This window comes from Actinomadura chokoriensis (assembly GCF_041463665.1).
Classification (GTDB): Bacteria; Actinomycetota; Actinomycetes; order Streptosporangiales; family Streptosporangiaceae; genus Spirillospora; species Spirillospora chokoriensis_A.
Genome location: NZ_JAXCEJ010000005.1, coordinates 121,094 through 147,189 on the forward strand (window position 1 = coordinate 121,094; position 26,096 = coordinate 147,189).

Sequence of the window (26,096 nt, forward strand, 5' to 3'; positions counted from 1 at the left end):
AGGGTCTCACAGGCAATGGCGGACGCGCAGGAAACCTTCGGACATAGATATGTAACTCGCCCGTCGTCCGGTAAAGGATTTAGGACCGTTCCAATTGCGGGATCACCGCGGTGGCACCAGCAGATCCAGATCGGTCCGCGGGACCCGTGCCAGTTCGGCGACCCGGTCGCGGCCGGTACCGGCCTGGCCGACGATCTCGATCGCCCGGGTCAGCATCGTGGGCTGCTCCAGCGGCCGCGGCGCCCCCGGCTCGTGCCGCCGCCAGCCGCGCGAGCTCATCGCGCTCATCGCGTTCCGGTACGCGGTCTCCTTCATGATTCCGAGGGTCCGGGCCCGGTAGAGGAGCGCCGCCATGCTGACACCCCAGGTCGCCTTCAGCTCGCCGAGGCGGTCCCAGTCGGCGGTGCCGGGCAATTCGCTGGCGATGTCCTGCTCGGGCATGAGGAATTCGGCCGCGAACCTGTGCGCCTGGTCCTCGACGACCTTTTCACCGGGTTCGGCGTCGGCGTGCATGACGAGGTGGCCAAGTTCGTGGGCCGCGTCGAATCGATTACGCCAGTAGTCGCCTTTGGCCGGGTTGAAGAAGACCATCGGCCGAGGGTGGACGCCCACGCTGAACGCGTCCACGCGCTCCGCGGCCTGCGGCAGTACGAGGACGATCACGCCGTGCGTTTCGAGCAGCCGGACGACGTGCGGTACCGGGCCGACCTGGTCGAGCAGGGCCTTCCTGGCCAGCCGGGCGGCCTCGACGGGGCCGGGGCCGGCGATCTCGTCCGGCGACACCGGGTATTCGGGCAGGTCGACTTCGGGAAAGTCGACGAGGTCTTCCAGGGCTGCGACGACGTCGGTGGCAATGCGTCCGTAGGCGAGCGCCTGGTCCCGCTCGATCTGGCTGGTAGACCTGAGCGACCGGAAATGAGCGCCGTCCATGGAAACGGGGCTGCGTCCACTCCGGAAGAACTCGACCGGAACGCCGAGCGCGATGGCGAGCCGTTTCAGCGTCAGGTCGTCGGGCCGGTGAACGCCCGCCTCGTACCGTCCGATGGCTTTCGGCGTCGTCCCGACGGCGTCCGCGAGCTGGTTCTTGCGCAACCCTCTGAGCCGCCGGGCCAGCGTCAGCCGCTCGCAGTCGAACAGCACCCTGCGCCACCCTTTGCTAGGCCGTCTTCGTCTCCCCGCGGAGCCGCATGGGGACGTCTTCCTGATCGTCCCAGAGCGGCATCGTCCGCTCGACGAGCTTACGGCGTGGATCGGGCCCGATGGTGTCGTCGAGCTGCTTCACCCAGTGCCAGGCCGTCCCGCCGTCGGCGTTCCACCTGGGGCGGCCCAGGAAGAGCTCCATTTCGAGGGGCTCCTCGCTGGCGCTGTGCGCGAGTACCAAGGTCACGATGCCGGGCGTGTCGTGCGCCTCAAGGCCGAGCGGCAGCGCCAGTTGCGGGTCTTCGACGTACCCCTGTCGCGCCACGGCCTGCTTGGTGGGGCTGTCCCGATCCCAACGGATCCCGCGGACGTTGCCGAACTCGTGCCGCTTGAGCAGGACGCGGTAGGGGCCGTGCCGCCATCCGGGCGAGCCGTTCAGGTCGTCCCGGACGACCTGCTTCGCCAGCTCGCCCTGGCCGAAGACGCGGTCGAGGTGGCTCGCGAGCGTTTCGAACGCGCCGACGCCGTACGTCCGCTCCTTGAACCCCGCCGTACGGCTCAACCCGCCGAACAGGGCAAGCGTCGCATCGCGGTGAGCCTCCCGCACACCGTGCAGGAAGCCCGCCGTCAAGAGCTCGTCCCAAGCAACCCGGTCCTCAGCCACGCGCCCACTGTAGGCAGAGCCACCGACAATAAGAGCAACCCTCGACCCGCTTCCGAGAGCTACCAGGTGCCGGGGAACATCTGGTGTTTGAGGAACAGGTCGATATGCTCGGCGGCCGACTTGGCGTCCCCGCAAGGGCAGAGGTAACCCTGGCGCCCGCGAAGAGCCTCGTAGTAGCCCCAGGTTCCGCCCGCCGTGGCCCGGACGGATACGACGACGCCGATCTCCTTCGCGATACCCGCGTGCACCCACAGCATGGGAAGTGGTGTCGGGAACTCCTCGGGGCGGTAGAGCTTGGTGAAGCGCCACCCCTTCACCTGGAGCGCGACCGCGAGCGCGTCCAGGTGGCGCGTAATGGTCCGCCTGCCCAACCTGGTCCGCAGGCGGAGCACCTGACGTTCGGCCCGGACGCTCAGAGCGCGCACTTGGCCCACGTGACCTTCCCTCCTTCGACGAGTGGGCGCGTGCCCCATTCCGCCGCGAGCGCGGAGACCATGCGGAGCCCGCGCCCGTTGATCGCGGTGTCGCTTTCCGGCTGGACGCGGGGGAGCCCGTCGCCGCCGTCCGCGACTTCGAGGACGGGCAGCCCGTCTGACTCGTCCACCACCACCCGGACGACGATCGGCGCCTGCCCGTGCAGGAGCGCGTTCGTGACCAGCTCGGACACGATGAGCTGCGCGATGTAGGCGTCAGCGATGCCCCGGTCCTGGAACCACTCACCGATGAATCGCCGCGCGGCTCCAGGCGCCTGCATATCCGCCCCCCGAACAAGCAACTCCAGGTCACCCACTTGGACGATCGTCTCTTCGTCCTCTGTGTGGCCGCTCAACGCACTCCGCCTTCCGTGCCCGTCATGGCTCCGGCCGCGTCCGCCCACGCGGAGCCTCGGCCGCCTCGGCGCAGCGACCGCGCGCGGCGGCGCGTGCGTTGCTGACCGGCTGGCCGCCTGTGCCGGGGCCCCGACAGATCACCGCTGGGACGAGCGTCATGACAGGGTCGGACGGCAGGGCTACGCATCGCCATGACCGCATCTGCGAGAGCGGCTGGAGTGGCGGCCTCGACCAGACGGCCCTCGACGAGCGCCCACCAGCGACGGGTGTGGAATCCGAACCACGCCACCACGCCGAAACGGCATTCCAGGTCATTGATCTCGGCGCGAACAATGGGCCCGGTGTCTATTGGGCTGGTCGCGTGATCCAGCACGATCACGCCTCCGCCTCAGACAGCAACGCGTCCAGTTCCTCGACTGTTGTCGCGCGCAGCAGCCGGTGCGGCGACGCGCCCGGCAGGGTTTGGGCGAGCCAGTCACCGTGCCGACCGCTTGGTAGGACTTCACGCCAGATGTCCCACATGTGCCCGTGCCTGGCGCGCAGCACCTCAACTGGTGATGGACGAGGGGGTTCCACAGTGAACGCTCATCTCGGCTTCCCGACTGCTAGGACGCCGAAGACGCTACGTAAAGTAATAGTGTCGGCACAGTCACGCTGCGCAGTCGTTCTTTGCTGCCTGCGCCGGAAGGGATATGGGGCGTAGTCGTTTGAACACTGAACGGATTTGGCGGCGACCCCCGACTTACGCTGAGGACGTCGAGACGCTCAGGGAAGGGCAGGGCTTATGCAGGACGCCAGCATCAGCGACCGCGTCCGGGAACTACGACGCCGACGCGGGATGACGCAGGAGGAACTCGCCGAACGAGCCAGCTTGTCGCTCGCGGTCATCAAGAAGTTGGAGCAAGGTGGTACTTGCCGAATGGAGACGTACCACCACCTCGCCCGCGCACTCGGAGTCACCACCGTATGGTTCGCCTCCGCCGGGCCCCCTGAACCGAGTGAAGCCACCGTCGATGAGGTAGTGCTCGCCGACATGCGTTCGGCGATCAATCCGCCGGTCGGGTTGACCGGGCGTCCCCTTTACGGCACGGCTGACGAAGATCACCCCGACCTCGCGCGACTCGGCGGCGCCGTCGCCGCGGTCGCCGCCAAGTACCACGCCGTTGCTTACGACGATCTCGCGCACTTCATGCCGGCCCTGGTGCGTTCCGCTCACCACCATGTCGATGTCCACGACACCGGAGACCAGCACCGGGAGGCGTTGCGGCTTCGCGCGGACATCCTCGGTCTGACCGGTCGGTACCTCATACAGGTTCGCGCGCATGACCTGGCATTGATCGCGCTGCACGCCTCGTTGCGGGACGCTGTGGAGATCGGTGACATCCCGCTTGCCGCCGCGTCCATCAGCTCACAGGCGTGGGCGATGCTGCGTCAAGGACGCTTCACCGAGGTGGAGCGACTCTGCGTCGACACCGCGGGGCAGATCGAACCCAAGATGAGCAAGGCGTCACCGGACCACCTCTCGGGCTGGGGCTACCTGCTACTGCGTGCCGCGTCGGCCGCCTCCCGCAACAATCGTTCCGAAGAAGCCCGCGAGTACGTTCGCGCTGCCGGGGCGGCTGGCGCCCGCCTCGGCCGACAATGCGAAGATCTCGCGGGCCACGTGGCCTTCGGGCCTCTCACCCCGGCGTTGATGGGGCCTGAGATCGAGTTGCTGGACGGCCGTCCCGACCGCGCCCTGGAGTTGGCACGGGACGTGCCGCGCGACGTCGGCGCCGGGAACACGTCCGGATGGGACCGGCACCGCCTGGACATCGCGCGCGCGAAGGCGCAGACGGGCGACCCGGAAAAGGCAACAGAAATCATGCAAACGATCCGGGCAGAACACCCGGCATGGCTGCGCTACCAGCAGTACGGCCGCGACATCACCCGTGAATTGCTGGAGGCGAGGCCCAGGATGCCCTCGCAGGGAATGCTCGACCTAGCCGACTTCATGGGCGTCCAGCCGTAGGTCATCTAAACGGCGGTCTGGAACTCGCTGTACCGTTGCTCGATTGCTTCCCTGTTCGGATGGTCGAGCTTCCTTTTAGGCAAGTTGAGCTTGCCCCCATCCATCTCCTGGATGCCGTATCTAGATCCCCACCCGGCTGCGTGCTCACGTCACAAGGTCGTACTACCTCGCGGCGCGTTACACCGGTGCACCATCCCGCACGCGCAAGGCCGGGCGTGGTCAACGAGGGGAGATGTTGCTGGCGAGAGGGTTTGTGGGGCTCACGGATTTGTGCATGGAACGTTCCCTTATGTCCTGCGAACCTTGTTGGCAGGACATCCGTGGTGCGGGAGGGCCGATGGAGAAGCGGGGCGGGATGCTCGTTGGGGCGAGCAGTGTGTCTCTGAAGGGCAAGGACTTCGCGGAGCTGGACGCGGCGGCCGGGCCGTTCACGGTTCGGCGGTCGTATGACAGGGGGATCCCGAAGAGCTGGGCCGAGTCGGTCGCGGGCATCGATGTGGGGAAGCGCGTGTCGGTGTGGTCGTGCAAGCCCGACCCGCAGCAGCTTTCGGACAAGGGGCTCGACAAGAGGCTGCGGGAGTTCGTGCGGTCCATTCCCGACTCGCATGCGGCGTTCCTGACCTGCTGGCACGAGCCGGACGGCAAGATGCGGAAGGGGCAGTTCACGCTGGAGGAGTATCTTTCGGCGTTCCGGCGCTTCTGCAAGGTCGTCAAGTCCGTGGGGAAGCCGCGGGTGTACACGGCGCAGATCGTGGAGGCATGGTCGGGGCAGTCCCCGAAGAGGGGCAGTACCTACGCGGAGCTGTGGCCTGGAGACGGCTATGTCGATCTCTATGGCGTGGACGGCTACTCCGACACCGGGGATGGCCGCGAGCTGTGGGGGCCGGCGGTGAGGTTCGCCGCCTCGAAAAACATTCCTTGGGGAATTGCCGAGGTGGGATGCGTCCGGGATATTGATACTTCGTGGATGAAGGCGCAGGTCGCCTACGCCGCCAGGACGCCCGCGGGTGGAACTCGTGAGCGGTGCGCCTTTCTGTGCTGGTTCTCCAACCCGACCGGGGGTGTGGTGCCGACGCCGGGGACGGACGCGGCGGCGCGGGCCGTCGCGAAGAAGATCTCGAAGAAGTACTACACCGATCCCGGTTCCTTCGCGCTCTGACGCGGGCTATCCGCGGGCTCGGGCCAGGTGCGCATGGCCTGGTCGGCCACGTCGGTCAGGGTTCTGCGGGAGGCTCCGTCGCGGGCCTGCTGGGACATGCCCTGGATGATCGCGCCGAAGTAGTGGGCCAGGGCCTCGGGGTCGGCGGAGGCGGGGACTTCGCCGTCGGCCCGGGCGGTTCGCAGGCGGGCCTCGAAGGTTTTGAGGTTGGTGTTGCGCAGGTCGCGAAGGTGCGTCTCCACCTCGGCGTCTTTGAGGGCGACGTTGGTGGCGGCGGTGATCACGAGGCAGCCCGCCGGGTGGGACGGGTCGGGGTAGATCGCGGCGGCCTCGTGCAGGATGCGGGTGAACGCCTTGCGGGCTGTCGGCTCCTCGGCGAGGGCCCTGGCGACGAAGGCGCCCTCGGGGGAGCGTCCGTATGCCGCTACGGCCTCCTTGAACAGGGATTTCTTGTCGCCGAATGCCGCGTAGAGGCTGGCCGGCCTGATGCCCATCGCCTCCGTGAGCTCCCCGACGGACGTCGCCTCGTAGCCGCGCTCCCAGAACAGGCGGGTGGCCGCCGCCAGGGCCGTGTCGCGGTCGAAGGTGCGGGGACGTCCTCGTGCCATGAACCCATTGTAGAGCGAGCGCTCAAGAAGTCGTGCTACGGTTTCTTGAACGATCACTCAACAAATGAGGTGTCATGGGAACGTTGGACGGCAAGGTCGCCCTGGTCACGGGAGGCAGCCGGGGCATCGGACGGGGTATCGCCGAGCGGCTCGGCAGGGACGGGGCCGTCGTGGCCGTGGCCTTCGCGCGGGAGACCGCGGCGGCGGAGGAGGTCGTCGAGCGGATTCGCAAGGACGGCGGCCGGGCCTTCGCCGTCCAGGCGGAGCTGGGTGAGCATGGCGATGCCCGGGCCCTGTGGGACGCCTTCGATGCCCGAGTCGAGCGTCCCGGCGTCGACATCATCGTGAACAACGCGGCCGTCGGGCGGAGTTCGGATCTGGAGTCGCTGACCGAGGACGAGTTCGACCGGCTCTTCGCGGTGAACGTCCGGGCGCCGTTCTTCGTCGTCCAGCAGGGGCTCGGACGGCTCAGGGACGGCGGGCGCGTCATCAACATCTCGAGCGGCGCGGCCAGGCTCGCATTGCCGGAGATCATGGCGTACGGGGCGACGAAGGGGGCGCTCGACACCTTCACGCTGAACCTCGCGAAGCAGCTCGGGCCGCGGGGGATCACCGTGAACTCGGTCGCGCCCGGGATCGTGGACACCGACACCAACGCCGGGTGGCTGAGGGGGAATCCGGAGGCGCAGGCTCAGGCGGCGTCGCAGTCCGCGCTGGGCCGCATCGGGCGGCCCGAGGACATCGCGGGCGTCGTGTCCTTCCTGGCCTCCGATGATGCCCGCTGGGTCACCGGGCGGGTGGTCGACGTGACCGGGGGCGCCGGGTTGTGAGCGCGAGCGCGCTGGAATAGAACCTGTTCTTGTCTTATCGCGTTCCAGTGGCCAGGCTGGGGTGCATGGACCTGGTTGCTCTGGAAGAGATCCGGCGGCTCAAGTACCGGTACCTGCGGTGCGTCGACCTGAAGTTGTGGGACGAGTTCGCCGAGGTGTTCGCGGAGGACGCCGTCGCCGAGTACGACACCCCCGTGCTCGGCAGGACGCTCAGGCTGGAGGGGCGGGACGCGATCGTCCGGTACATGCGGGAGAACCTGGACGACGGGAAGATCAGCGCGCATACGGCAGGGTGCCCGGAGATCGACGTGGACGGGGACCGGGCGACCGGGGTGTGGTCGCTGGACGACACGATCATCATTCCGGAGCACCGCCTGCTGATCCGCGGCGCCGCGTTCTACCACGACGTCTACCGGCGCGGGGAGGACGGGCGCTGGCTGGTCGAGAAGACCGGGCATCGGCGGACGTACGAGTACATGGTGTCGCTGGACGACGCCCCCAGCCTGAAGTTCACGACCTCCCATTGACCGGGACCCGAGCATTGACCCCGGTATAGAACGGGTTCTAGTGTCCGGTCCCCAGTGTCGCGATCACGAGCACGGCGTTCCCGCCCCCCGCGTCCCGAGGAGAGCCCGGTGGCCACCGACTCAACCGAAGGAAAGACCGACAGTTTCGAGGCCGCGACGCGCTCGTTCGCCGACGCGATCGTCGAGGCCGAGCGGATCATCCGTAACGCGCCGCATGTGAAGACCGACCAGGATCTTGCCGAGGGGCTCGACTACCTGGCGGGGAGCATCAAGGCCTCGCTGCACATGGTCGGCGCCTACCAGCAGGACTATCCGTTCTTCGCGTCGTCCACCGGCCCTTACACGAAGTTGGGGCTCGACAACCCGGACACGCTGTACTTTCACGCCTACATCCGGGACGACGCGGAGTACGTCGTGACCGGGCGGCGGGGGAGCACGGCCGACCTCAGCTTCCAGGTCATGAACGGCGACTACTCTCCTACGCAGTCGCCCGACAGTCTCACCGCGTTCGACGACCGGCGGCTCGACATCGCCGAGGACGGGACGTTCCAGTTGCGGTTCGGTCCGCCCAAGCCGGACCCGGGACCGGACTACGTCACGCTTCCCGCCGGGGCGGCGATGCTCATCGTCCGGGAGGTGTTCAGCGACTGGGAGTACGAGCGTCCCGGTGAGATCCGCATTCATCGGGAGGACACGCTGGGGACGTCCCCGCTCTCCGTCCCGTCCGAGAGGATGGCCCGGCGCTATCAGGTGGCGGGCAAGATGCTGGTCTCCAGGATCCGCACTTTCCTGGCCTTCCCCGAATGGCACTACCTGAAGTTGCCCGTCAACACGTTGACCGAGCCGCGGCCGACGCCCGGCGGGCTGGCGACGCAGTTCTCGTCCGTCGGCCATTACGACCTGGACGACGACGAGGTCATGGTCATCACCGCCCCGGCCGCCGACCAGGAAGTGGCGCCCTACCAGGGATTCCAGCTCGGCAGCATGTGGTACATCTCGCTCGACTACATCAACCACCAGACGAGCCTCAGCGCCGACCAGGCCCGGGTGGACGAGGACGGAAAGATCCGCTACATCGTCAGCGAGCGCGATCCCGGGTTGGCCAACTGGATCGAGCGGACGGGGCATCGTCGCGGCTACCTCCAGTTCCGCTGGCAGCGGCTTTCGCGTGACCTCACGCCCGAGGACGGGCCGGACACCGAGATCGTGAAGTTCGATGAGCTGCCCCGCGTCCTGCCGTTCTACGAGAACCAGCGAGTCACCAAGCAGGAATGGGCGGAGAAGATCGCCGCCCGCCAGGTCGCCGTCGCGAAAAGGATGCTCGGCTGATGGCGGGCCTGCTGGAGGGCAGGGTCATCGTCGTTTCCGGCGTCGGCCCGGGGCTGGGGCGCGGTCTCGCCGTCCAGTGCGCCAAGGCCGGAGCGGACGTGGTGCTCGCCGCCCGCAACGAGAGTCGGCTCGCCGAGGTCGCGAAGGAAGTCGAGGACATCGGGCGGCGGGCCGTCGCCGTCCCGACCGACATCAACGACGCGGCGGCCTGCGAGCGGCTCGCGGAGGCGGCACGGGAGGCGTTCGGGCGCGTGGACGGCCTGGTCAACAACGCCTTCGCCACGCCTCCGCTGACCGATCTCACCAAGGTCGACCTGGACGCGGTGCGGGCCGGGTTCGAGACGAACGTGCTCGCGGCACTGCACCTGACCCGGCTGTTCGTCCCCGCGCTGGAAGAACGCGGCGGCTCGGTGGTGATGATCAACTCGGCGGTCCTGCGGCATTCCCGGCGGACGTTCGGCGCCTACAAGATGGCCAAGGCGGCGCTCCTGGCGATGGCGCAGAACCTGGCCACCGAGCTCGGGCCCCGCGGGATCCGGGTCAACACGATCGCCCCCGGATATATCTGGGCCGACAACCTCCAGTGGTATTTCAACCACCTCGCCGAGAAGCGCGGCGTCACGGCGCAGCAGGTGTACGACGAGAACGCCGCGACGACCGACCTGCGGAAACTACCCGAGCCCGATGAGGTCGCCGACGCCGCGGTGTTCATGCTGTCATCGCTGGCCCGTGCGGTCACCGGGCAATGCCTGGACGTCAATTCCGGCGAGTGGCACCACTAGGAAGGGCGTACCGATGAGCGCAGGTCGTGACACCGTCGGAACGGTCGAGGACCTTCACGCGTCCGCCCGCAAGGTCACCGGCACGGACGACTTCGGCGACGACGATTACCTGGACGGGCTGACGGTCCTCCTTGAATCTCTCGTCCAGGAGGCCGGCCTCACGCCCTTCGGCAACAAGGCGCAGCGGTCGATGCTGCGCGGCGCGCTCACCGCACGACAGTTCTCCGAGGCGGCCTGGAAACGGCACCCCGAGTACGCGGAGGTGCCCGTCGAACGGCCCATCTTCGTCACCGGGCTGCCGAGAACCGGGACGACTGCGCTGCACCGGCTGCTCACCGCCGACCCCGCCCACCAGGGGCTCGACCTGTGGCTCGCCGAAGTGCCGCAGCCGCGCCCGCCGCGCGACGCATGGGCGGACGACCCGGTTTTCCAGGCGATCGATGCCGGATATCGGCGGCACCATATCGACAACCCCGAGTTCATGGGCGTGCACTACATCTCGGCGGACTCCGTCGAGGAGTGCTGGCAGCTCCTGCGGCAGAGCATGCTGTCGATCTCCTTCGAATGCCTCGCGCACGTGCCGACGTATTCGTCCTGGCTTGCGGAGCGGGACTGGACGCCCGCCTACCGCAGGCATCGCCGCAATCTGCAGCTCCTCGGCCTGAACGACATCGGACGGCGCTGGGTGCTGAAGAACCCCAGCCACCTCTTCGCCTTGGACGCGCTACTCGACGTCTACCCCGATGCGCTCATCATCCAGACCCATCGCGAGCCCCGCACCGCCATGGCGTCCATGTGCAGCCTCGCAGCGCACGCCACCGCCGGGTGGTCGGACGTGTTCAAGGACGCGACGATAGGCCGTGACCAGCTGGAACTGTGGAGCCGCGGCCTCGATCGATTCCGTGAGGAAAGGGCGCGCCACGATCCGGACCAGTTCGTGGACGTCCACTACGACGATTTCGTCCGCGACCCGGTCGGCACCGTCGAGGCCGTCTACACCCGCTTCGGCCTGCCGTTCACGGACGAAGCCCGCACCGCGATGACGCGGCTCCACGATGAGAGCTCCACCGGCGCCGCCAAGCCGGCCCACCGCTACTCGCTCGAAGACTTCGGCCTGACCGCTGAGCAGGTGGACGAGAAATTCGCCGACTACACGGCCGACCTGCGCACCTGACGCAACGGTCGGCTCTCTCGAGGCCGCGTCCATCCGGTCCGGACCCGCTGCCTGTCATCTCGCCATAAGGCGTCCCCCGGGTGGTGACGATCAGTACGCCGCCACATGACCCTTACTCGCCGTTTTCGGAGAGTAAACGCTGGGAAACTGAGAGTAGTCGAAGGTTGTGCGGACTCGCGCCGTCGCCCTGGGCGGCGTGACCCCTGCGGCGGCCGTTCGCGTCTCTCAGAAGGGTGCTCTGATGACCAGCTTCCCCCAGCCGTCGACGATCGTGCGGCCGGACGACAAGCGGTATCCGTCGCTCAGCCGCGGCTTCAACCAGCGGTGGATCGCCCAGCCCGAATACGTCCGGATGGTTCGGTCGTCCGAGGAGGCCAGGGACGCGCTGGAGGAGGCGGTGCGGGAGACCCCGAGGAACCCCGACCGCACGCGCATCACCGTCCGGTCCGGCGGGCACTGCTACGAGAACTTCGTGTGCGGGGACGACGTGCGGGTGATATTCGACGTCACCCAGATGTGCGGGATGTATTTCGACTCGCATATGGACGCCTACTGCGTGGAGGCCGGCGCCAGCAACTGGCACGCCTACAGTCACCTCTATCCGATGAGCGGGAGGGCCCTGCCGGGGGGCTCCTGCTATTCCGTGGGCCTCGGCGGGCACATCACCGGCGGCGGATACGGCCTGATGTCCCGGCAGTTCGGGCTCACCGTCGACTACCTGTACGCGGTCGAGGTGGCGGTCGTCAGGCAGGACCGCACCGTCGAACTCGTCGTGGCGCGGCGCGACGACTGGAATCACGACCGCCAGGAGCTGTGGTGGGCGCACACCGGAGGCGGCGGCGGCAACTTCGGGCTCATCACCAAGTTCTGGTTCAGGGACCTTCCACAGCCGCCGAGCAGGGTGCGCCTGGCCGGGATCGCCTGGGACTGGGAGGGCTTCACCAAGAGCGACTTCACCGCCCTGCTCGACTCCTTCGGGGCGTACTTCCGCGACCACCAGGACCCGCACACAGCGCCCGGCAAGCTGTTCGCCCTGCTCGCGCTCAACCACCACAGCAACGGCCAGATCGGGCTCACGGCGCAGGTCGACATCGACGACGAGGACGGCGTCGCGACCATGGACGCGTTCCTCGCCCAGATCAACAGCGGGATGACCGCCGAGCCGACCGCGATGCGGACCTTCATGGGGGAACGTCCGTCCCTCGGGCATCTGAAGATCCCGAGGGACATGCCGTGGCTGACGGCGACCCAGGTCCTCGACAGCAGCGGCGAGGACCGGTGCGGAAAGTACAAGTCCGCCTACATGCGCAAGCCGTTCGACACCAAGCAGATCGACGCGATGTGGTCCCACCTCAGCAAGGACGGGCCTTACCGCGACTACAGCAACCCGCAGTCCCTCATCCAGATCGACTCCTACGGCAGCGCGATCAACAGGCCGCCCCGTGACACGGCGGCGCGGCAGCGCGACTCCATCATGAAGATGCAGTACCAGGTCTACTGGACGAAGAACGACCCCCGGGAGTCCAAGTACCTGGACTGGATCCGCAAGACCTACCAGGCGACGTTCGCCGCGACCGGCGGCGTCCCCAAGGTCGGCGCCCCCCATACGAAGGACGCGCTGACCGACGGCTGCTACATCAATTACCCGGACGTCGACCTGGACGACGAAACCTGGAACAAGTCGGGCCAGAAATCACCGACCCTTTACTACAAGGACGCTTATTCCATCCTCCAGAAGGTCAAGCGTCGCTGGGATCCGCTGAACGTCTTCCGCAACAGCCAGTCCATTCGGCCGTAGCAGACGCGGGCCCCCGCCGGGTGCCCCGGGGGTAGGGCGCCCGGCTGCCGGGGTAGGGCACCCATCGCACATGCCGAACGGCTCACGGGGGATGAAACTCAATGACGAAACCGCCGCCGACCAGTAGAAATCGTGCGAGCCTGACCTACAAGCTGCGCTATGCTGCGCAGAATCCGGACAAGATCAAGATTTATCTGTCCAGGATGGCTCGCGACCTGAAATTCCGCGCCGCCCACCGGAGCCATGTGGCCTACTACCGCGCGGTGATGAGATCGGACGCGGCGAAGAGTCCGGAGGCCGCCGTCGGCAGCCCGACCAGGGAACGCTGGCTGAAACTCGGTCAGATGCAGTTCGACTACCTGCTCCAGCACGGGTTGAAGCCCGATGACCGAATGCTGGAGATCGGCTGCGGCAATCTGCGCGCCGGCTGGCGGTTCATCGACTATCTGGACCCCGGCAACTACTACGGTATCGACATCTCGCCCGACATCCTGCTCGCCGCGCAGCACACCCTCGTCCATCAGGAACTCCAGGACAAGCTCCCGCACCTGTCCCTCGTCGACGACCTGAAGCTGCACTTCCTTCCGGCCCAGCACTTCACCGTCGTGCACGCGCACAGCGTGTTCAGCCATTCGCCCATCGAAGTCATCGACGAATGCCTCGCCAATGTCGGCCGCGTCCTCGCCCCCGACGGCTTCTTCGACTTCACCTTCGACCGCACCGAGGGCACCGAACACCACGTCCTGCGCGAAGACTTCTACTACCGCACCGAAACGCTGACCGGGCTCGCCGAACGCCACGGTTTCAAGGCCCGGTTCATGGACGACTGGGAACAGCTCCCGCATGGCCAATCCAAGATCCGCGTCACCAATTCCGGGCGCTGACCATCGACGAACCCGGTCCGCTCCTCAGTGGGGCCGGATCAGGGCGTACGTTCCGGCGGCCAGCGCCGGCAGTGCCGCCCGGCGTACGGTTGCGGTGTTCATGGCTCCTCCCAGTCTTCGCGGCTGCTTCCAGTGTCCGAAGGAAGCCCGCCGCACGTCAGAGGCGAAAGTCCATACCTGGCTCAGCGGCGGATCGCGACCACGGTGTTACCGGGAAGGGTGCGCACGGTGAAGTGCGCGGCATCGAACTGGGCGGGTTGGAACCGGATGTCGCGCCACATCCACCCGGCCGAGCCGGCGCGCAGGATGAACACGTCGATGCGGCCGAACCGGGTCTTGCCTGCGGCGGCCGCGAACCTGGCCGGATCGGGGATGGCCGCGAGGGCGGCCAGGGCGGCGTGGCGGTCGTCCCAGTGGGTCGTGCTGGCCGCGGCGGTGCGGTCGACGGCGATGTAGCCCGGCCACGGCAGGTAGGCGAACAGCCGCTCGTCGTAGGAGAGGGTGCGGGGTGCGGCGCCCCGGCCGAGGACTCCGGTCACCGTCCGGGCGATCGGTGTGACCGGAAACCAGCGGACGGCGGGCTTGTCCGGGGCGTAGCGGGTGTGGCCGCCGCCCCGGAGCGGTTCGGCGTGGGCGAGCGTGGCGTAGCGACGGGTGCCGCCGACGGAAGCGATGCCGCTGGTCGGGGGCGTCCAGGCGTGCCAGTAGGTGAACGCGGACCAGCCGATCAGCACGGCGACGGCGGTGGCGGTGACGGCGTGCGGGATCGACTCGCGGGTGGCGAGGCGGCGGACCAGACCGGGCGCCGCATGGACGATCGTGAGGACGCCCGCGATCGCGAGCACCACCGTGATCATGCGGTCCGTGTGGTAAAAGAGCCCGGTATGCCCCGTGATGATGTAGCGGAAGGCGCCGACGGCCCGGTAGAGGTAGGCGCTGGCGACCAGGCACAGCAGCGGGACGGCCCACCAGGCGGCGCGGCGGTACCAGACGATGCCCAGCAGCCCGATCGTCTGCAGGACGCCGAGCGGTGACGCCGTCAGGAACGGGAACGGACTGCTGGTGATCGCGGGCGCGGGGAACTGGTCGGACACCATCTGCCCGCCCTCGCGAACGAGCGCCCAGCCGTAGGGCAGCACGTACCAGCTCGCGGTCACGGCCGCCACGACGACCACCTTGACCAGGTACGACAGGTAGCGGCGGCGGTCGTCGGAGGCGCGCCAGGTCAGCCAGGCCAGGACGAGGATGCCGGCCGCGCCCCACAGCACGAACCCCAGGTAGGTGGCCACGATGAGGCCGCCGAGGACCCCGGCCGGGAGCCAGTGCAGGCGCCCGCGCGGCGGACGGCCGAACGTCGCCGGAACCCACGGGATGAACACCGCGAGCGCGACGACCTCGTGCGCCTTGCGCGGATCGGCGAACGCCGCCAGCGCGGCGGCGGCGATGGCGAGCGCGGCGGGCGCGGGCACGAGACGCGTCCAGAGCAGGAACGTCAGGAGCACGGCCCCGGAAATGGTCAGGATCTGCGCGTCGCCGAGCAACCGCCACGCGTGGACGTCCAGGAGCGCCGCCGTCCTGCCGACCACCCACGGGAACAGTGGCGGGTACTCGGTGGGCGTCCCGGCGACGATGCCGTCCGAGGGGACGGCGGTGGCGCCGAAGCGGGTCGCCATCGCGCTCATCCGGGCCTCGTCCCCGAGCAGACCCGCGAAGCCGAAGGGGGTGCCGTGCAGGCTGTTCCGCAGGGCGAGCGCCACCCACGCGGCCAGCAGCCCCGCGGACACCCCGGACAGCGCGCCGATGCGGGACGCGCCGCGCCAGGCCGCGGGTACCGACGCGACGGCCAGTCCGGCGGCCAGCGCCAGGCCGCCGGCGGCGATCGGCAGCACCGCGCCCCTGGGGGTGAAAGGGTTCCGGTCGGCCACGTCGGGCAGCAGCATCGCCACGGGGGTCGCCAGCACCCACACCACCAGGGCCAATGCGGCTGGGTTGCGCGCCACGCGCATGCCGGGCCACGTCATGGCGGGCCACGTAATGCTGGATCGTGTGCCGGACCGCGTCATGCCGGACGGTCCGTCAGCCCGGCAGGAGGATGCGGTCGGCGACCCGGCTGGCCGCCTTGCCGTCGTCGAGTTCGCAGAAGCGCCGGGTGAACCGCTCGTAGGGCGCGGCGTAGGCGCGTTCGACCTCGTCGATCGAGCGGAGGGCCTCGATCACCTCGTCGGATGATCCGAGCAGCGGGCCGGGCGCCTCGTTCTCGAAGTCGAAGTAGAAGCCGCGCAGCTCGTCACGGTAGTGCTCCAGGTCGTAGGTGAAGAACAGCATCGGACGGCCGGTGTTCGCGTAGTCGAACATGAGCGAAGAGTAGTCGGTGATGAGGACGTCCGAGACAAGGAACAGTTCGGCGATGTCGGGATACGCCGAGACGTCCCGGACGAAGCCGCCCACGACCTCCGGGACGGTGTCGACCACGTTGGGGTGCCGCCTGACCAGCAGCACATGGTCGTCGCCGAGTTCCGCCGCCGCCCGCTCCAGATCCAGCCGCATGTCGAGCCGGTACTTCCCGGGGCCGTAGTAGCTGTCGTCGCGCCAGGTCGGCGCGTACAGGACGGTGCGCTTGCCCGGCGGCAGGCCGAGCCGCTCGCGCACCCGTTCGGCCAGCATGCGGCGGTCGGGCGAGGCGAGCACGTCATTGCGGGGATACCCGGTCTCGATGAGTTCGCCCTCGTAGCGGAAGGCGCGGCGCAGGATCGGCGTGCTGAAGGCGTTCGGCGAGACCAGGTAACTCCAGCTGGGCGTCTCCTTGGCGACCTTCTCCAGGTAGCGGGCGTTGGCGAACTGCACGTCCGCGATGTCGAACCCGATGTGCTTCAGCGGGGTGCCGTGCCACGTCTGGACGACGATCTGGCCGGGACGGCGGACGAACCATTCGGGCAGATGCGCGTTGGTGATGACGTAGCGGCTCCGGGCCATGGCCTCGTACCACTCGGCTCCCCACAGCCGCACGGGACGTGCCGTCTCGGGCAGCTCCACCTGCGCGTCCCGGACCACCCACAGGTGCTCCACGTCGGCGTCCCGCCGCACGAGTTCCTCGTGGATGGCGCGGGGGCTGTCGGAGTACTGCTTGCCGGAGTAGCTGTCGTAGAGCACCGCCGGGCGCACGGACTTGAGGCGGCGTGGCGCCCGGTAGTGGCGGGCGCGGGTCCGCGCCTGGCGGTAGGCGCCGCGCTCGTCCGGCCGCAGGTCGGAATGGACTTCGACCACCGGGGCGTCATACCCCTGCTCCCGGAAGACGTAGCGCCGGCCGTCCAGCGTGGTCTCCGCCGGGAGCCGGCCCAGCATCGCGTGGTCCATGGGGACGGCGAGGCTCCGCCCGGCCGGGTGCGTCGCGCTCGCGGGCCGCCGGACCCGCACGTCCCATTTGCCGGACGCCAGCGGCAGGAGGCCGCCGAGCGAGAGCAGCCGGTTCAGCGGGAGTTCGGCGCGGAACCGCCCGTCCGCGCGGGACAGCGGGAACGCGCGCTCCTCCTTGCGGTCACGGCTGCGCAGCACCAGCTCGGCAGGGTCGGGCGCGCCGGGCGGGTAGTCGCCGGCGAGGACCAGCGTCCCGTCATCCCGCCAGGACGCGCAGGTGAGCAGCGGACGTGGGGAGCGGGCCTTCAGCCCGGCGTAGCCGTGCCGGGAGCGGTAGACCAGGAACTCCACGCCTGCGGAGGCGTACCGTTCCTCGGCGACGTCGTCGTCGAGGACGATCCGGACCATCTCGTCCGTCGCGGCGGAATCGTCGACCGCGTGATCGTCCGCGGAGGCGGAGTCGTCGGGGGTCGCGGGGTCGCCGGCCGCGTCCGGGGATTCTTCGGCGGCGAAATCGTCCGGCGCTCCGGGCGTGTTCGCCGGCTCCGGATCGTCCGGGGAGCGGAAAGCGTCGCCTGGCGTCGCCCGTCCGCCGGCGAGGGCGGCATCCGTGCTCCCCGCACCGGCCGCATTCCCGGGGCCGTCAACGGCCGTCGCCTCCCCGGTCGTCGCCTCCCCGGTCGTCGCCTCCCCGGTCGTCGCCTCGCCGGTCGTCGTCGCCGGGCCCTTCGGGAAGGTCAGGTCGAGCCGCCAGCCGGTCCCCTCGTCGGCTTCGGCGCCGGACCGGCGGGCCGGATCCTCCTCGTCTCCGGGCATGTCGCCGATCAGCTCGTGCAGCGGGATCCGCACCCGGAACCCGCCGGCGGGGCCGTCGGGCGTCACGGGGTAGCGGTTCAGCAGAGTCCCGGCCCGCCTTCGCACCGCCACCGCGGCGCCGTCCGGGACGCCGCCGGGGATCGTCCCCCGGATCTCCACCGAGTCGTCGATCATCCGGTGGCAGGTGAGGCGGGCCCGCACCGTCTCCACCCGGAGCCGCAGCGTGCCGCCGCGCGTGATCAGCGGCACCACACGGACGTCGTCGGTGACGTAGTGCCAGCGCGGGTGGGCGCCGCTGCCGGAGGGCGCCGCCGCGAGCGCCCCGCGTCGCAGCACCCCGCGGTCGTACACGCCGGCCGCGATCAGCCAGGTCCCGTCGACGTACCGGCCGCCGCGCCGCAGCCGCTTCGGGTCGATCACGGCGGAGAACCCCGACCACGCGTGCGTGCGGTGCGGGTCGCGCGACCCGTCGTCGGCGTCCGGGCAGCGCCGGGTCCACGCGGGGATGACCCTGGTCGCCCCGCTGCCCGTCTCCCGGACCCCCACGACCTTGACGGACGACCAGGGGAAACGCGTCCCGATGTTGGCGATGAACGCGTGCCCGGTGATGTGCAGCCTGCCGTCCCGCCACGTCGCGTCGTGCAGTTGCGCGCGGGCGGCAAGTTCCTCACCGACCCGGAACACCCGGCGCGGGATCCGCAGCCGGCGGTCCCCCCAGAACGGATACCGTGCGTAATGGAACCACAAGCGGCGGGTCACGGGGATCCTCAGGCCGCGGCGCTCGTACTCCAGCACCTTCAGCAACTCCGGAACCAATCCGCGGCCGACAAGATGCCACTTCAGCCGCAGCATCGCGGGCAGATCGTTCAGAGCCGTACGGTCGGCCTGATCGAGAAATCCGCGCGCCAGTTCGACGAATCTGGCCCGGAACTCCTCGTCCGCCTCGGCCAGCACGTTCAGGAAGATCCGCAGGTCGCTGCGCAGCGCCACCTCGTCGTATTCCCGCTTGCACGCGCGCACTTCCGGTTCCGGGCGCGACCCGAGGAACCGGCTGACGGTCTCCACCGCGGAGAAACGGTCGGTGACCGCGGCGATCTCGGTGCGGCGCTGCGTGATCGACAGTGCGCCGCCCATCCGCTGCCGCCAGTAGTAGACCGGCTCGCTCACGACGTCGACGGACGAGGCGAGGAAATGCGCCGGCAGGGTCACCGGGATGTCCTCGTACAGCACGCCCTCGGGAAAGCGGAACGCGTGCTCGTCCCAGAACCGGCGGCGGAAGACCTTGTTGGGCACCAGCCGGTCGTACATCAGCAGGTGGTCGCGGGTGACGTGGGTGCGCAGCCGCGTCGTCCCCATGGGCCGGCGGTGCATCGGCGACTGGACGAGCCCCTCGTCGGTCAGCAGCTGGACGTTGCCCGAGACGATGTCCGACCCCGTCCGCTCCAGGGTTCCGACGAGAAGCTCCAGCGCGTGGTCGGGCAGGAGATCGTCGCTGTCGACGAACGCCAGGAAACGCCCGCGCACGTTCGCCGCCCCCACATTGCGAGCGTGGCCGAGCCCGCCGTTGGACTGCCGGATCAACCGGAATCGGGGATCGCGGTCGGCGAAGGCACGGGCAATCTTCGCGCTCTCGTCCGTGGATCCGTCGTCGACCAGTACGACGTCCAATTCGCGGACCGACTGCCGGGCGATCGAGGCCAAGCATTCCTCCAGATACGGCTCGACGTTGTAAATGGGTACTACAACGCCTACACGCGGCTCCGGCTCGAAAGTCATGAACGGTGCCTCCCGTCCCCCGTCGCGAGTCCCTGCCCGTTAGTAGGACGCTTACCCGGCGTGAATCGAGCACACGAGCCGACGATCAATGAGCCGATCCGGTGCGCCGCCACCCGCCCCTGGCCCTGGGGAAGCCGGATCACGTCGATGATCGAGGGCCGAGGCGCACCCCCGCGTTAACCCCGAACTTGGTCAAGAATTTGCCCGCGATGCCAACGGATTATCCATCTCCGAGCGACCCGCGACGCTCCGCCATCGCGACGACTCCCAGCCGGTCAACCGCGGTCCGGTCAGGTCTCGCAGGGGAGATGCTTGATGCCGTTGATGAGGGTGGAGAGCAGGCGGTCGGGTTCGGCCGTGGAGCGCAGGGCGGGCAGCCGGGTGTAGAGCTCGCGGAACATCACGCTGATCTCGCGGCGGGCCAGGTGCGCGCCCAGGCAGAAGTGCGGGCCCGGCCCGCCGAACCCGAGATGGGGGTTGGGAGAGCGGGTGATGTCGAAGGTGTCCGGGTCGGTGAAGACGTCCTCGTCGCGGTTGGCGGAGTTGTAGTAGAGGACGACCTTGTCGCCCTTGTGGAGCTGCACGCCGTTCATCTCGTGGTCGCGGGTGAGGGTGCGGCGGAACGCGATGACGGGGGTGGCGTAGCGGACGATCTCCTCCACGGCGCCGCCGATGCGGGCGTCGAAGTCCTCCAGGAGGAGCGCGCGCTGGTCGGGGTGGGTGGTGAAGAGGTGCAGGCCGTGCGCCAGGGCGTTGCGCGTCGTCTCGCTGCCGGCGACCAGGAGAAGGATGAAGAACGAGCCGAGCTCCTGATCGGTGAGGTGCTCGCCGTCCACGTTGGCGTTGACCAAGCGGGTGGTCAGGTCGTCCTGGGGGTTCGCGCGCCGCTCCTTGGCGAGGTTCATCGCGAGGGAGTGCAGTGCCCGGCCGGCGCGCAGGTAGCGGACGGCGACGTTGCCGCCGACGAGGAAGCGCTTGAGGAACGGCTTGCGTTCCAGGCCGTCGAGGTCGATGCCGAGGTATTCGGCATCGAAGCCGCTGAGGATCAGGTTGGCGCGGCGGACGACGAACGCGCGCTGCTCGGCGGGGACGCCCATCATGTCGCAGATGATCTGGACGGGCAGGCGCGCGGCGACGTCGGTGACGAAGTCCCCGCCGCCGCGGGCGGCCAGCTCGTCCACGATCTGCGCGGACTGGGTCTCGATGTCCTGCATGGTCGCGCTCAGCATCTTCGGGGTGAAGGCGCGGGAGACGATGCGGCGGAGCCGGGCGTGGCGGGGATCGTCCATGTTGATGAGCGAGCCGAAGTACCGGCCCATCCGGCCCGGCATGTCGGCGATCGACGTGGTGTTCGGCTCGCTGCTGAAGATCTCCGGGTGGTGGCTGGCCTCGGCGACGTCGGCGTGCCGGACGAGGGCGTAGAAGCCACGGCCCTTCGGGATGAACGCCATCGGCGGCTCGTCGCAGAACACCGGCCGTCCGGCCTGGCGGAGCCGCCGGAACGCCGCGTCGCGTTCGGCCTGGGGACGCTTCCAGAACTCCAGGTCACCGAGCTGGGGTCCGGCGGGAACGAGCGGCGTGGACGTCATCGGGTCCCTTCGCGGTGGACGGCGCCAACTCATTAGAACGGTATTCGGTTCCGTGCCTCCGCGCAATGGATCACGTGGTCGCGGAGTGCCGGGAAAGCATCCCGGGGCACGGTTGTCGATCGACTCGCGGGGCTGTCTCGATGGCCCTCCCGCTGACAGACTCTTCGTCCATGGCGAACAGTGGACTGTGGGTCGGCCTCCTCACGGCGCTGACCGCACTCGGAGCCAGCTACGTCACGTCGCGGGCGACGTTGCGCGCGGCGCTGGCCCAGGCTCGGACGACCACACGGGCACAGGTTCTGCGCGAGCAGCACGAGCGACGCCGGTCGACCTATCGGGAGATGATGAGCCGCGCGCACGCGTTCAGCGCGATCACGTGGCAGATCGACGGCGTCGACGCGGCGCACGACCGGGAGACCAAGGACCGGCTCCTGTCGCAGATGTACGAGCGCATCGGCCCGGCCATCGGGGACATGAACTGGGCGATGCACGAGGTCCGGCTCGACGGTCCCGCCGAGGTCTCCGCCGCGGCGGACCAGGTGCGCGATATGGCGCGGCGAGTGCAGGCGCGACTCAAGGCGCTCATCGGTGACGGCAGTCCCGAGCCGCGGGACGCGTACGACGCCGCCTACCGGGATTTCCGGGAGGCCTACGTCGCGTTCATCGGCCTCGCGCGGGAAGCGCTGGAGGTCAAGGACGAGGACGGAGGACGGATCTAGGCCCAGCCGCCGTCCTCGACATCGATGCCTGCCATCAGGATGCAGAACACCGCGAACACCAGCAGCGCGACGGAGAGAAGCAGGCCGACGATGCCGACCGTCACAAGCTCCAATGCCCGTGGCCGCCGCGCGCCCACGTCAGGCCGCCGCGGACCGCAGCGGCGGTGGCGGCCAGGAACGCCAGCGCCGCCGGCGCGAAGAAGATGGGCGTCCAGTCCGCGTGCCTGTGCACCGTGATCCGGTCGGGCCCGATGGCGAACAGCGCGATGGCCAGGACGAGCGGCGCCAGGAGACCGATCACGGCGTGGAAGGCCCAGCAGGGCCGGTCGGGGTGGGGCGCGTCCATGTGTGCCAGCCAACCGTCCGCTGGCCGGCAGATGATCGGCTCAGGTACTCAACCCGAACGACTGCACTACTCATCCCGGCCTGCGTCCGGCCGTTCGTGGCCGTCCGCCAAAAAGATGCCAGTGATGACTGGCATTGTCGACCGGGTGCGGTCATAGTGCCTTCATGAAGCGTGCTCTCATGTGCCTGGCGTTGGCGGCCTCCGTGGCGGTGGCCGGAGTCCCCGAGACCGCGCGTGCCGCCGACACCGGGTGGAACGCCGTGCCGCTGCCCTTCCTGTGGCCGGAGGCGGGGCTGAGCGATGTGACCCCGGACGGCGCGGGCGGTGTGTGGGTCGGCGGGCACCAGGGGGCCTTCTGCGTACCGGTGGTCATCTACGGCTGCGTCGCCCAGAGCCGGGGGAACGCGGTCGTCCGGCGCTGGACGGGGACGTCCTGGACCGAGTACCCCATCAACGGCTGGACGGGGGAAGGGCCGATCAACCGCATCGCCTCGGCGGCGGGCGAGACGTGGGTCGCCGCGATCGGGATCGGGCCGTGGCAGGACTCCCTGGCGCGGTTCGGCGGGACCGCCTTCCAGAAGGTCGACCTGCCGCCCGGCTTCCAGCTCGAGGCGGTCGGCACGGGGCAGGCGGGGACCTGGATCGCCGGGTACACCGACGGACCGCAGGTGTTCCGGATGTTCCGGCGCACCGGCGGCACCTGGACCGAGGTCGACCTCCCCGACGGGATGCGAAGGATCGATGACCTGCGGTCCACGCCGGACGGATCCGGCCTGTGGGCGGTCGGGAACGGGACCTCCGACCCCCTGGGCGTGGCCCGCTTCGACGGGACGTCCTGGAAGAGCGTCCCGACGCCCCCGGGTCTCGGCGGGCTCAGCCGGGTCGTCCCGGTGGCGGAGGACGATGTCTGGGCCACGACCGCAACGGTCGCCGTCCACTGGGACGGCACCGGCTGGACCGAGTTCCCCTTCCCGGACGACCACCCCCGCGGCTTCCTCGAAGACATCGCCGTCAACGCGGCGGGCACGGTCTGGGTGACGGATGGCGGCGAGACCCTCCACAAGTACGAGGACGGCGCCTGGACGGCGGTGGAGTTCGGCCCCTACGGGACGTTCCTCCAGGCCATCACCGCCGTCCCCGGAACGAACACGGTGTGGGTGGTCGGGACGGACGGACCGAAGGCCCTCGCGTTCAGAACACCATGAACAAGCCCAAGAAATCGCGCGCCGGTCAGCGTTCGGCCGCCAGGGTGACGCCCAGGCCGATGAACACGCTCCCGGTCGCGGCGTCGATCCGGCGGCGCACCGCCTGGCGTCCGCGCAGCCAGCCGCCGATCCGCCCGGCCAGGACGCCGACCGTCCCGTCGGCCAGGAACTCCAGGACGATCAGGATGCCGCCGAGGACCGCGAACTGCAGCCAGACAGGGCCCGCCGTGGGATCGATGAACTGGGGGAGGAAGGCGGCCATGAACGTGAACGTCTGCGGGTTGGCCATGGAGGACACCACACCGTTCAGGAAGGCGCGCCGGCCCGGCATTCCGCCGACGGCCGTATCGTCGGCCTGACCGTTGTTGCGGTGGCGGATCATCTGGACGCCGAGGTAGATCAGGTACGCGGCGCCCGCGATCCGTACCACCGTGAACACGACCGGGAACGCCGTCAGCAGCATGGCGAGCCCGGCGGCGGCCGCGACGATGTACAACGCGTCACCCGTGATCACGCCGACCGTGGCGAGCAGCCCGGCGCGGGCGCCGCCCCGCACGCCGCACCCGAGCACGAACAGCATGTCGGGCCCCGGGGTGACCAGAGCGACGATGGTGGTCACCGTGAACACGGCGAGCAGGTGTGGATCGATCAGCATCCGATGATCCTTTCACCGGAGGCTCCGCGCCAGGGTGGGGATCACCACCATCGCGGGGACGAGGTGCAGCCCGAGGAGAGCGGTGGTGGTGGCGGTGTTCGCCCCGGCGATGAGGGGCGGGATCAACGAGATCGCGGTCAGCGACACCGCCGTCCACACGAATCGCGCGGCGGGGCGAGCGCTCCAACGAAGGAGAGCCGCGGCGATGGCGATGCCCACGACCGAGAAGAACCCGGTCACCACGGCGAACCCGGGCAACGGGATCGACTCGCCGCCATCGGGGATCTCGAAGTCGACGCCGACGGCCTGGGCGAGCGCCGCGGCGAGTGTGGTGGCAGCCATCGCCGCGAGCGTGGCGATGAAGCCGGTCCCGGCCAGCCTGCGGAGCCGGTGGGTGTGGCCGGGCCGGCCCGACGCCGGACCTGCGACGACCCCGGTGTCATTCATGCTGCTCATCTCGTCCTCCATCATTCGGTTGTGTTGACCGGCATGTGACGGTCCTGGGGGTGACGATGCGCACCGTCGCCTTGCGACGGCCGGGGTTGCGCAGGGCGCGGACGCCGGTGCCGCGGAGCCAGAACCCGGCGTCGCGTCCGAGGACCGGCCCGGGCTCGCCGTCGCGCAACTCAAGCTGCACCCGCCCGCGGGTGACGACGCCGAACGCGTCGAACCACTCCGCCGGGACCACCGCGACACGCTCACCACCGCGCAGCACGAGCGTCCGCACCGGGACTACTCCGTGCCGTCCGCCGGCAGTCGCTCCGGCAGCCCGAGCCGCGGGAACTGGTCGTCGTGGAAGATGACGATCTCGGTGATCGCCCCGCCGGTGACGCGCAGGACGTCGATCGTCAGCGGCAGGTACGCGGCCTCCCGCTCACGCCAGAGGTAGAAGGCGATGGCGGGCTGCCGGTTCACGGAGGTCCGGACGGCGCGCAGGCCCGTCAATCGTTCGAAGCCGTCCTCGACCCAGTCGTTCACCACCGCGTCTCGGCCGACGTGCAGGCCCGGCGTGGGCGGCATCGAGCAGCGGACGTCGTCGCGCAGCAGTGCGGCGAGCCGCTCGACGTCCGTGGCCACACTGGCGTCGGTGAAGCGGCGCACCAGCTCGCGCGTCCCGGCGTCGTCCTCGCCGCCGGTCCAGTCCTGCCGCTCGGCGGGCAGGTGCTCGCGCATGCCGGCGCGGGCCCGCTGCAGCGCGCTGTTCACGGAGTTGACCGAGTCCCCGAGGAGCTCCGCGACGTCCTTCGCCGGCCAGCCGAGCACGTCCCGCAGGATCAGCACGGCCCGCGGGCGCGGCGCGAGGTGCTGGACCGCGACCAGATACGCCAGCTCGATCGTCTCCCGCGCGACGGCGACGGTCTCCGGCTCGTCGGCGTCGCCCGCGGGCAGCTCGTCCAGCAGCCGGTCCGGGTAGGGCTGGAGCCACGGCACCTCGCCGCCGGTCGCGGGCTCGGGGCGGCGCTTGGCGAGCAGGTCCAGGCAGGCGTTGGTCGCGATTCGGTACAGCCAGGCCCGGAACGTCGACCGTCCCTCGAAGGTCTCCCGCCGCCGCCAGGCACGCAGGAACGTCTCCTGCACGGTGTCCTCGGCGTCCTCGAACGACCCCAGCATCCGGTAGCAGTGCACGTGCAGCTCCCGCCGGTGCCGCTCCGCCAACCCCGAGAACGCCGGCTCGTCGACCTCGCCCAGCCCGCTCACGCCCAGTTCCTCCAGCCTCGTAGCCGCACTCATCACGTCATCCTTCCGCCTCGTCGTGTCCCGTCGCAGGTGTGACGGCTGCGAGCGCGACAACTCATCACTCGGGCTGGTCGGCACGGCTGAGCGTTTCGTCCTCGGTGTTCGACGTGGCGACGACAACCTGCACCAATGCGGTAACGAGTGCCGGTCCGCCCGTGGCCCT

24 protein-coding genes are annotated in these 26,096 nt (G+C 69.4%); 11 read left to right on the top strand and 13 right to left on the bottom strand.

Features of this window, described 5'->3' with window-relative positions:
- Positions 1–102: 102 nt before the first annotated feature.
- Genes SM418_RS11065 through SM418_RS11080 form a run of 4 tightly spaced genes read right to left on the bottom strand, consistent with a single transcriptional unit; the run spans position 103 to position 2,558 of the window.
- Positions 103–1,140 carry an XRE family transcriptional regulator gene (locus tag SM418_RS11065; protein WP_371940696.1) on the bottom strand — a complete coding sequence of 346 codons (1,038 nt, stop codon included), beginning with the start codon at positions 1,138–1,140 and terminating at the stop codon, positions 103–105.
- Between the two features lie 16 nt (positions 1,141–1,156).
- Complete coding sequence (locus SM418_RS11070) at positions 1,157–1,804, bottom strand: hypothetical protein (RefSeq protein ID WP_371940695.1); 648 nt, start codon at positions 1,802–1,804, stop codon at positions 1,157–1,159.
- Positions 1,805–1,863: 59 nt separating this feature from the next.
- Positions 1,864–2,238, bottom strand: coding sequence for a hypothetical protein (locus SM418_RS11075; protein WP_371940694.1), 375 nt, complete (start codon positions 2,236–2,238; stop codon positions 1,864–1,866).
- Entirely contained in the window at positions 2,217–2,558 is a 342-nt protein-coding gene (locus tag SM418_RS11080) for an ATP-binding protein (RefSeq protein WP_371940693.1), read from the bottom strand. Before SM418_RS11080 ends, SM418_RS11075 begins: the two co-directional genes overlap by 22 nt.
- 860 nt (positions 2,559–3,418) lie before the next feature.
- On the opposite strand from SM418_RS11080, the gene SM418_RS11085 reads away from it, so the two are divergent.
- A complete protein-coding gene (locus SM418_RS11085; RefSeq protein ID WP_371940692.1) occupies positions 3,419–4,645 on the top strand; it encodes a helix-turn-helix domain-containing protein in 1,227 nt (408 codons plus the stop codon).
- Positions 4,646–4,982: 337 nt separating this feature from the next.
- A complete protein-coding gene (locus SM418_RS11090) occupies positions 4,983–5,804 on the top strand; it encodes a glycoside hydrolase family 26 protein (RefSeq protein WP_371940691.1) in 822 nt (273 codons plus the stop codon).
- Here SM418_RS11090 and SM418_RS11095 read toward each other — a convergent pair.
- On the bottom strand, positions 5,774–6,412 hold the full coding sequence (locus SM418_RS11095; RefSeq protein WP_371940690.1) for a TetR/AcrR family transcriptional regulator: 639 nt from the start codon (positions 6,410–6,412) through the stop codon (positions 5,774–5,776). The two genes, SM418_RS11090 and SM418_RS11095, sit on opposite strands and share 31 nt — an antisense overlap.
- Positions 6,413–6,486: 74 nt before the next feature.
- On the opposite strand from SM418_RS11095, the gene SM418_RS11100 reads away from it, so the two are divergent.
- The 7 genes from SM418_RS11100 (at position 6,487) to SM418_RS11130 (ending at position 13,736) form a co-directional block, all read left to right on the top strand.
- Positions 6,487–7,242, top strand: coding sequence for a glucose 1-dehydrogenase (locus SM418_RS11100; protein WP_371940689.1), 756 nt, complete (start codon positions 6,487–6,489; stop codon positions 7,240–7,242).
- A gap of 65 nt (positions 7,243–7,307) precedes the next feature.
- Positions 7,308–7,769 carry a nuclear transport factor 2 family protein gene (locus SM418_RS11105; protein ID WP_371940688.1) on the top strand — a complete coding sequence of 154 codons (462 nt, stop codon included), beginning with the start codon at positions 7,308–7,310 and terminating at the stop codon, positions 7,767–7,769.
- Positions 7,770–7,877: 108 nt separating this feature from the next.
- The gene (locus tag SM418_RS11110) at positions 7,878–9,098 is read left to right on the top strand and encodes a hypothetical protein (protein ID WP_371940687.1); all 1,221 of its coding nucleotides are present in this window, start codon (positions 7,878–7,880) and stop codon (positions 9,096–9,098) included.
- Positions 9,098–9,880, top strand: coding sequence for an SDR family oxidoreductase (locus SM418_RS11115; protein WP_371940686.1), 783 nt, complete (start codon positions 9,098–9,100; stop codon positions 9,878–9,880). Before SM418_RS11110 ends, SM418_RS11115 begins: the two co-directional genes overlap by 1 nt.
- A 13-nt stretch (positions 9,881–9,893) precedes the next feature.
- A complete protein-coding gene (locus tag SM418_RS11120) occupies positions 9,894–11,054 on the top strand; it encodes a sulfotransferase family protein (RefSeq protein ID WP_371940685.1) in 1,161 nt (386 codons plus the stop codon).
- Positions 11,055–11,295: 241 nt separating this feature from the next.
- On the top strand, positions 11,296–12,852 hold the full coding sequence (locus SM418_RS11125; RefSeq protein ID WP_371940684.1) for an FAD-binding oxidoreductase: 1,557 nt from the start codon (positions 11,296–11,298) through the stop codon (positions 12,850–12,852).
- 101 nt (positions 12,853–12,953) lie between these two features.
- Entirely contained in the window at positions 12,954–13,736 is a 783-nt protein-coding gene (locus tag SM418_RS11130; protein WP_371940683.1) for a class I SAM-dependent methyltransferase, read from the top strand.
- Positions 13,737–13,918: 182 nt separating this feature from the next.
- Here the strand turns inward: SM418_RS11130 and SM418_RS11135 are convergent, their stop codons facing one another.
- The 3 genes from SM418_RS11135 to SM418_RS11145 form a co-directional block, all read right to left on the bottom strand.
- Positions 13,919–15,757, bottom strand: coding sequence for an arabinofuranosyltransferase (locus SM418_RS11135; RefSeq protein WP_371940682.1), 1,839 nt, complete (start codon positions 15,755–15,757; stop codon positions 13,919–13,921).
- Positions 15,758–15,812: 55 nt separating this feature from the next.
- A complete protein-coding gene (locus tag SM418_RS11140) occupies positions 15,813–19,682 on the bottom strand; it encodes a bifunctional glycosyltransferase/CDP-glycerol:glycerophosphate glycerophosphotransferase (RefSeq protein ID WP_371940681.1) in 3,870 nt (1,289 codons plus the stop codon).
- Positions 19,683–19,972: 290 nt separating this feature from the next.
- Positions 19,973–21,271, bottom strand: coding sequence for a cytochrome P450 (locus SM418_RS11145; protein WP_371940680.1), 1,299 nt, complete (start codon positions 21,269–21,271; stop codon positions 19,973–19,975).
- Between the two features lie 170 nt (positions 21,272–21,441).
- Between SM418_RS11145 and SM418_RS11150 the strand changes: the two genes are divergently transcribed.
- The gene (locus SM418_RS11150; protein WP_371940679.1) at positions 21,442–21,990 is read left to right on the top strand and encodes a hypothetical protein; all 549 of its coding nucleotides are present in this window, start codon (positions 21,442–21,444) and stop codon (positions 21,988–21,990) included.
- Between the two features lie 100 nt (positions 21,991–22,090).
- On the opposite strand, the gene SM418_RS11155 is transcribed toward SM418_RS11150, so the two are convergent.
- Positions 22,091–22,336 carry a hypothetical protein gene (locus tag SM418_RS11155; RefSeq protein ID WP_371940678.1) on the bottom strand — a complete coding sequence of 82 codons (246 nt, stop codon included), beginning with the start codon at positions 22,334–22,336 and terminating at the stop codon, positions 22,091–22,093.
- 164 nt (positions 22,337–22,500) lie between these two features.
- Here SM418_RS11155 and SM418_RS11160 point away from each other — a divergent pair, with 164 nt between their 5' ends.
- Positions 22,501–23,541, top strand: coding sequence for an NHL repeat-containing protein (locus tag SM418_RS11160; protein WP_371940677.1), 1,041 nt, complete (start codon positions 22,501–22,503; stop codon positions 23,539–23,541).
- 25 nt (positions 23,542–23,566) lie between these two features.
- Here the strand turns inward: SM418_RS11160 and SM418_RS11165 are convergent, their stop codons facing one another.
- The 4 genes from SM418_RS11165 to SM418_RS11180 are packed head-to-tail and all read right to left on the bottom strand — an operon-like array spanning position 23,567 to position 25,927.
- On the bottom strand, positions 23,567–24,196 hold the full coding sequence (locus SM418_RS11165; protein WP_371940676.1) for a LysE family translocator: 630 nt from the start codon (positions 24,194–24,196) through the stop codon (positions 23,567–23,569).
- Between the two features lie 12 nt (positions 24,197–24,208).
- Positions 24,209–24,652, bottom strand: coding sequence for a DUF6069 family protein (locus tag SM418_RS11170; RefSeq protein WP_371940675.1), 444 nt, complete (start codon positions 24,650–24,652; stop codon positions 24,209–24,211).
- On the bottom strand, positions 24,636–24,923 hold the full coding sequence (locus SM418_RS11175; RefSeq protein ID WP_371940674.1) for a hypothetical protein: 288 nt from the start codon (positions 24,921–24,923) through the stop codon (positions 24,636–24,638). The genes SM418_RS11170 and SM418_RS11175 overlap by 17 nt, the downstream gene beginning before the upstream one ends.
- 5 nt (positions 24,924–24,928) lie before the next feature.
- On the bottom strand, positions 24,929–25,927 hold the full coding sequence (locus SM418_RS11180; protein WP_371940673.1) for an RNA polymerase subunit sigma-70: 999 nt from the start codon (positions 25,925–25,927) through the stop codon (positions 24,929–24,931).
- Positions 25,928–26,096 lie beyond the last annotated feature (169 nt).

Bases quoted from the DNA above. Each gene is read 5' to 3' on its own strand.
- SM418_RS11080 (WP_371940693.1), bottom strand. From the start codon at position 2,558: ATGCAGGCGCCTGGAGCCGCGCGGCGATTCATCGGTGAGTGGTTCCAG.
- SM418_RS11085 (WP_371940692.1), top strand. From the start codon at position 3,419: ATGCAGGACGCCAGCATCAGCGACCGCGTCCGGGAACTACGACGCCGA.
- SM418_RS11090 (WP_371940691.1), top strand. From the start codon at position 4,983: ATGGAGAAGCGGGGCGGGATGCTCGTTGGGGCGAGCAGTGTGTCTCTG.
- SM418_RS11095 (WP_371940690.1), bottom strand. From the start codon at position 6,412: ATGGCACGAGGACGTCCCCGCACCTTCGACCGCGACACGGCCCTGGCG.
- SM418_RS11100 (WP_371940689.1), top strand. From the start codon at position 6,487: ATGGGAACGTTGGACGGCAAGGTCGCCCTGGTCACGGGAGGCAGCCGG.
- SM418_RS11105 (WP_371940688.1), top strand. From the start codon at position 7,308: ATGGACCTGGTTGCTCTGGAAGAGATCCGGCGGCTCAAGTACCGGTAC.
- SM418_RS11115 (WP_371940686.1), top strand. From the start codon at position 9,098: ATGGCGGGCCTGCTGGAGGGCAGGGTCATCGTCGTTTCCGGCGTCGGC.
- SM418_RS11120 (WP_371940685.1), top strand. From the start codon at position 9,894: ATGAGCGCAGGTCGTGACACCGTCGGAACGGTCGAGGACCTTCACGCG.
- SM418_RS11125 (WP_371940684.1), top strand. From the start codon at position 11,296: ATGACCAGCTTCCCCCAGCCGTCGACGATCGTGCGGCCGGACGACAAG.
- SM418_RS11130 (WP_371940683.1), top strand. From the start codon at position 12,954: ATGACGAAACCGCCGCCGACCAGTAGAAATCGTGCGAGCCTGACCTAC.
- SM418_RS11135 (WP_371940682.1), bottom strand. From the start codon at position 15,757: ATGACGTGGCCCGGCATGCGCGTGGCGCGCAACCCAGCCGCATTGGCC.
- SM418_RS11140 (WP_371940681.1), bottom strand. From the start codon at position 19,682: ATGACTTTCGAGCCGGAGCCGCGTGTAGGCGTTGTAGTACCCATTTAC.
- SM418_RS11145 (WP_371940680.1), bottom strand. From the start codon at position 21,271: ATGACGTCCACGCCGCTCGTTCCCGCCGGACCCCAGCTCGGTGACCTG.
- SM418_RS11150 (WP_371940679.1), top strand. From the start codon at position 21,442: ATGGCGAACAGTGGACTGTGGGTCGGCCTCCTCACGGCGCTGACCGCA.
- SM418_RS11155 (WP_371940678.1), bottom strand. From the start codon at position 22,336: ATGGACGCGCCCCACCCCGACCGGCCCTGCTGGGCCTTCCACGCCGTG.
- SM418_RS11160 (WP_371940677.1), top strand. From the start codon at position 22,501: ATGAAGCGTGCTCTCATGTGCCTGGCGTTGGCGGCCTCCGTGGCGGTG.
- SM418_RS11165 (WP_371940676.1), bottom strand. From the start codon at position 24,196: ATGCTGATCGATCCACACCTGCTCGCCGTGTTCACGGTGACCACCATC.
- SM418_RS11170 (WP_371940675.1), bottom strand. From the start codon at position 24,652: ATGAGCAGCATGAATGACACCGGGGTCGTCGCAGGTCCGGCGTCGGGC.
- SM418_RS11180 (WP_371940673.1), bottom strand. From the start codon at position 25,927: ATGAGTGCGGCTACGAGGCTGGAGGAACTGGGCGTGAGCGGGCTGGGC.